Genomic DNA, 6,180 nt, shown 5'->3' on the forward strand with positions numbered 1-6,180 from the left:
GCTTGATCGTCTAACAGTTCAGTTAGGGGAAACTTGATCATGTTTATGTCTGTTGTTGCGTCAAAACTTTTTTCCTATTTTACCATTTCACCTATTTACCCACATGAGCGTAATCATTAATTGGTTCAAGTAAATCAATTAACTTCTCAAATTGGAAGTTGCGGGCTAGTTTGGTTAGCGATCGCCCGACAATGCTATCAGGATTGGGTAGTTCAGCAAGTACATCCATAAATCGGGAACGATCTGCCTCTAAGGAGGCAAGGTAAAGATTACGTTTCCAAGATGTGGGCATTTCTTGACAGTAACTCGCTAATGCTTCTGGGGTGAGGATCGGTTCGTTAGAGCTTTGAATGGTGGACTGCTCATGCGAATGGTCATAGATATAAGTTACACCGAGGTGCTTAGCAAGGGTGTCAAAAATGGTCTGTTCTTTAAAAGGCTTACGGATAAAGTCATCACAACCTGCGGAAAGCACGATCGCTTTTTCCTCTTCTAGCACACTAGCAGTGAGGGCAATAATGGCGGTAGCACTGCCTTTGGTCGTGGATTTTATATATTTGGTTGCCTCATAGCCATCCATCACGGGCATTCGCATATCCATCCAGATTAAATGGGGTTCCCATGCTTCCCAAATAGCGATCGCTTCCTGTCCATTGTGAGCCTCTTTGACCTCAAAACCCATTGGCGCTAATAGTCTGACCAGGAGCTTGCAGTTTACAGGCTTATCATCGACCACCAAAATTTTATAGATTGGCTGGTTGGCGGCAAGAGACAGAGCGCGTTTGGGTAAATTTGTTTCGGTAATTACCGCCTGTCCCCTTTGCACCTGAATTTGAAAACGAAACTCAGTACCTTTGCCTAATTCACTTGTAACTGTAATGTCGCCCCCCATCATCTGCACAAATCGGCGACTAATTGCTAAGCCCAATCCTGTCCCTTCCTGCTTTTCGCGCCCTGCTTTGGCTTGATTAAAGGTTGTGAATAATTTATCGAGTTCGGCTTTGTCAATGCCAACGCCTGTATCCCGCACGCAAAAATAGAGGATATATTGCGAATCAGCGCAAGATTCATGAGATATACCTAAATAGATGGAGCCAGTATTGGTGAACTTAATTGCATTACCCAAAAGATTGATCAGTACTTGGCGTAGCTTAGTTTCATCGGTGCAGATGTAGCGCGGTAGATCGGGGGATTGATCAAAAATCAAGCTCAGTCCCGCCTCCGCAGCCCGTAATTGCAGCATATCCTCCACATCACCCAGTAAATGCTCTAGATCAAAGTTGCAAATATTGAGAGTGGTTTTGCCTGCTTCAATTTTAGATAGATCAAGAATGTTATTAATCAGAGTTAGTAAATAGTCGCCACTACGATTGATAATACTGGCATTTTCGTAATGTTCTAGGGGTAAGTTATTGGTTCGCATCATTAACTGTGAGAAACCAATTACTGCATTTAGAGGCGATCGCAGTTCGTGACTCATGTTGGCAATAAAGGTGCTTTTAGCTTGATTGGCTGCCTCAGCTTTGGCAGCTAATTCTAGAGCCTTCGCTTCGCTTTGTTGCAAATCAAGCGTGCGTTCTAGGACACGCTGCTCTAGTTCGATATTGATACGCTGCAAACTTAAATTGGCTTGATGATTTTCATGGACGATCGCTAAGGTGATGAGGGTCGTAACGGTAATGACTCCCATAAATATTTGCAGCAATAATAATGAATCCCCCGTGGTCATTGCCTTATAAAATACGCCAAACTTATTGGCAGTGGCGATCGATGCGGTCATGGATACAAACATAACCAACAGAGTCGTCAGCCGATGCTCAAAGCGAAAGGCTGACCATAGCAACGGTGGCAATAGCAGATATTCAAGGGGTTGGGCTTCGTAAAAGGAGAAATAGGCAACAATAATAATGCTCAAGAACGCAACAAGCACTTCCCAACTAAAATATGATTTGGATGCTTTGAGCTGTTGTTTTGCTTCTGGTCTAAGCCAAGTTAAAACCAAAGCCGCAAAGATTAACACTCCTGCCGAGTCACCAATCCACCAAGGCAACAAAAAGTTAGTAACAAAATTTGTGCCATCATATCGCCTCGTTAAGGTATAGATCCCGACCCCAGTGATGGTTTGTAAGACTGTGCCGCTAAATATGGCACAGATGGCAAAGGTAACTACATGGCGGACTCTGAAAAATGGATACTTGTTTTTTGTAAATTTTAAAATCAGGGAAACTGTAACTAAAGCCCCAATCGTGGAGCCGATGCTTGCACCTAAAGCAGGTACTAAAACCTTGAGCCAATTGCGATGTAGGTTATAAATTAATATGCCGCCAAACATCCCTAACCAACGCGATCGCCCAAACGCCAAAAGTAAGCCGACATTCAGACCAGAACCAGGCCATACAGGTGAAGGTCCAAGGGTTGAAAAAATTGTGTTGGCAGCAAACCAAGACGAAAAGAAATAGGCAACAGCAATGCAAAGTGACTCAAACCACCAGCGCGGGTTCTGCCATTCAATCCCTAACTTAGACAAATTCCATTGAGAATTGTAATCTTTGGCTTGCGAGGATAATTGGTTAGTTCTCATTACAGCTATTGCCTTTTCATTCAAAACTAAATGCGCTCAGCTAATTCAAGCCAGCGATCGGTGGCTTGGTTGATCGCCGCCGTCAGTTCGGCTAAACGATCCGCAAGTTTTTGTAATTCTATATGGCTACTAGGAGGATTGTGATAGATAGTTCTCTCAATTTGCGCTTTCTCATCTTCCAATTTGGGGATCTTCGTTTCTAGCTCTTCATATTCCCGCTTTTCTTTATAGGAAAGTTGGGATTTTTGGGATTTTTTAGCTTCAGGCTTAGGCTTTGAAGGCTCGATCGCCTCGGCAATCACTGGCACAATTTTGGTGGATTGTTCCTTCGTTTCGCTTTCCACCTCTTCTTTTTTATATTCCAAATAGACCGTATAGTTACCAGGATAGAGCCGCACTTCCCCTTCCGACTCAAAGGAGAAAACCATATCTACGGTGCGATCGAGAAAGTAGCGATCGTGGGATACCACAATTACACAACCATTAAAATCTTCCAGATATTCTTCCAAAACTGAGAGGGTCTGTACGTCTAAATCGTTAGTCGGTTCGTCAAGAATTAAAACATTTGGAGCCGCCATCAAAACTTTGAGCAGGAACAACCTGCGCCTTTCGCCGCCTGAAAGTTTATTGATCGGCGCATATTGTTGATTGGGAGAGAATAAAAATCGCTCTAGCATTTGCGATGCGGTGATGATACTGCCATCATTAGTTTTGACCAGTTCCGCCACATCTTTGAGATAGTCGATCACGCGCTGACTGCCATGCTCTAGCAAGTCATCGGAATGTTGATCAAAATAGCCAAAATGAATGGTTGTGCCGATCTCGACAGTGCCTGCATCGGGCTGCAATCTGCCTGTGATCATATTCATTAAGGTGGACTTGCCTGCACCATTACGCCCAATGATGCCGATGCGATCGTCAGGAGTGAAGTTATAGGAAAAATCTTTAATTAAAGTACGATCGCCAAAGGATTTTGCCACCCGATCCAGTTCGACCACCTTTTTGCCAATGCGCCTGCCTGCGGTCGTAATGTCAACCTTAGCATTGACCTGTTTAAATTCTTTGTTTTGCAGAGCATGGGCGCGATCGATCCTTGCCTTTTGTTTGGTACTGCGTGCCTTTGGCCCTTTTTTGAGCCATTCCAGTTCGCGACGCAATAGTCCCGCGTGTTTGCGCTGGGTGCTGACGGCTGACTCTTCTGCCTCCGCTTTTTTCTCTAGGTAATAAGAATAGTTACCAGAATAAGCATAAAGATCGCCGCGATCGATTTCAATGATGCGATTAGTGACCTTATCGAGAAAATAGCGATCATGGGTAATGATCAATAATGCGCCGCGATAGCGGTTGAGATAGCTTTGCAACCATTCCACCGACAGGGCATCAAGGTGGTTGGTCGGCTCGTCCATCAGCAGCACATCAGGTGTTGCAAGTAAAGCCGTGGCGATCGCAATGCGTTTACGATAGCCCCCTGACAGACTGCCAATTTTTGCCTCAAGGTCATGAATACCTAACTTCGTTAGAATAATTTTGGCATTGGTTTCCAAATCCCATGCCCCAGTTTGATCCATGCGCTCAGACACGCTCGATAGTTGCGATAGCAGTAAATCTTGATCGCCATGTCCGTGAGATAGCTTGTCAGAAATTTCTTCATAGGCTTTGACCAATGCCATCTGTTCACCGCTATCAGCAAACACCTGTTCTAAAACCGTAAATTCTTCGTTGAGATCGGGCTGTTGCGGCAGGTAGATAATTTTGGCGCTAGAATTTACCCATAGATCGCCGCCGTCAAATGATTCTAAGCCTGCGATCATTTTTAACAGCGTAGACTTGCCTGAGCCGTTTGTACCAATCAAGCCCACCTTGTCACCTTCATCAAGGCTAAAACTAGCATCTTTCAGGATTTCTTTAATTCCAAAGTCTTTACGGAGCGATCGCAGTGTGAATAATGTCATGCTTTGGCAAATGCAATATGGGTATAAATCAGCTCGACTAGTCAAGCTGACTTATATATTAAGCTAAATCCCAAAAGTCGTTGCAAAGTAACGCTTTTTTGAGGTTTAGCTTGGCGCTAATATTTCGGCAGTGACAGGCACAACACCCGCTTCATCACTATTGAGGGCGATCGCGGCAGCATGGGAAAGATCAAGGCTGCGATTGCCAAAATAAGGACCTCTGTCATTAATTCGCACAATTACCGACTTGCCATTGTGCTGGTTAGTAACCCGTAGATAAGTATCAAAGGGCAGGCTAGGGTGGGCGGCGGTAAAGTCTTTCTGTTCAAAATATTCACCCGAAGCAGTTTGGCGACCCTGAAAATAAGGACCATACCAAGAGGCGATTGCCTCAATCTGCTGTCCTGTCTCCACCAGTTGATGGATTTGTGTTTGTGCCTCCACCAAGGTCAAAGGCTCTGCCCCCGTTACCACACGCAAGTTATTCACCCATTGTATTAATTGCAGCGAAGGGTTCAGTGTATCTGACCCAGAAATTTTGAATAGGGTAATGTTTTTGTATTTGCCAACATATTGATCGTCAATTTCCCTGCCAATAAATTGCTGCGGGTCAAAGTCTGGAGCATTAACTAACAGACTTAATTTTGCCGTAGCGATCGCCGCATCAGCAAGACTCCTAACTACAAAAACAGGTTGGCGATTGATGCTAATTAACCATTCATCGTCATTTTTAGCACTAAACTCAATCTGATGATTGCTTACTTGCAGAGGCTGCGATTGTTTGCTGGGGATGTTCATCTCTAAGTTAAGCTCAGCAATAGATGTCACAGATATAGTTGATACTTCCTGATATCTATACGCCGAAGGATTAACATAGTCCCGTTGGCTATACCAATTGTTTGTCCCAGTACTTTTCAAATTGTTTTCTCTATTAGCTTCTTGATTAATATTATATTCAATATTTGAGATGGCTGAATCAGAAGTAAAAAACAATGGGAGACACATTAAAACAATCGGACTCAAAGAAATAGTCCACAACTTAGATAATAAAGGCATATAGTTTAAATGTTAAGCAACATAGATAAAGAATTTTGAATAAACCGTTAAATCTTTTACTAAATCCTATAAAAGCTTGACTGTGAAGCTCATCTAGCCAAGCAAAATGTAAATTTGCATAACGAATTACATTTATTGGTTAGGTATATTTAGTAAATAGTTTAGACTCGATACAGTAATTGGAGCGACTGTATGTTGATACGGTAATTTCAATTGCCAAAATGGTTTGTTAAAGGAATTTGTAATGATTATTGATGAATTTATGTTTTGAATAAAAGCATTTTAACAATGTTCATCGGCGCTCATTAATGGGCTATTTGTTTACCACTTTTTGTGGTTTACCTGAGTCATAAACTCGGTTGTTAAGCTGTTAATGTCCCTAGGCAACTTTTAACTTACGTTATTAGTGGGGATCATAAATCATCCTTAAGAAATAAATAAATTACTGCCAAAAGCTATTAATTCTCAAATTAGCAGAAATGCAAATGCACTGAGGGGGTGACAAAGACATCTAAAACGTAGCCGTGACAAGCTGCATAGCCCTCTTACCTCGTTGATAGTAGGTTAACTTATTGGGAGCTAGTTTCAATA

The 6,180-nt window shown here is 42.8% G+C and carries 3 protein-coding genes; all 3 read right to left on the reverse strand.

The window, feature by feature from the left end; genetic code table 11:
• Positions 1–91 precede the first annotated feature (91 nt).
• The gene (locus tag H6F44_RS21930) at positions 92–2,581 is read right to left on the reverse strand and encodes an MASE1 domain-containing protein (RefSeq protein ID WP_190353215.1); all 2,490 of its coding nucleotides are present in this window, start codon (positions 2,579–2,581) and stop codon (positions 92–94) included.
• Positions 2,582–2,607: 26 nt separating this feature from the next.
• The gene (locus tag H6F44_RS21935) at positions 2,608–4,533 is read right to left on the reverse strand and encodes an ABC-F family ATP-binding cassette domain-containing protein (RefSeq protein WP_190353216.1); all 1,926 of its coding nucleotides are present in this window, start codon (positions 4,531–4,533) and stop codon (positions 2,608–2,610) included.
• A gap of 105 nt (positions 4,534–4,638) precedes the next feature.
• Entirely contained in the window at positions 4,639–5,451 is an 813-nt protein-coding gene (locus tag H6F44_RS21940; protein ID WP_242016701.1) for a septal ring lytic transglycosylase RlpA family protein, read from the reverse strand.
• Between the last annotated feature and the right edge of the window lie 729 nt (positions 5,452–6,180).

It is taken from the genome of Pseudanabaena cinerea FACHB-1277, from assembly GCF_014696345.1.
GTDB classification, from domain to species: Bacteria; Cyanobacteriota; Cyanobacteriia; order Pseudanabaenales; family Pseudanabaenaceae; genus Pseudanabaena; species Pseudanabaena cinerea.

What these genes read in the sequence shown, in the direction of transcription:
- H6F44_RS21935 (WP_190353216.1), bottom strand. Translation starts at nt 4,533, where the DNA reads ATGACATTATTCACACTGCGATCGCTCCGTAAAGACTTTGGAATTAAA.
- H6F44_RS21930 (WP_190353215.1), bottom strand. Translation starts at nt 2,581, where the DNA reads ATGAGAACTAACCAATTATCCTCGCAAGCCAAAGATTACAATTCTCAA.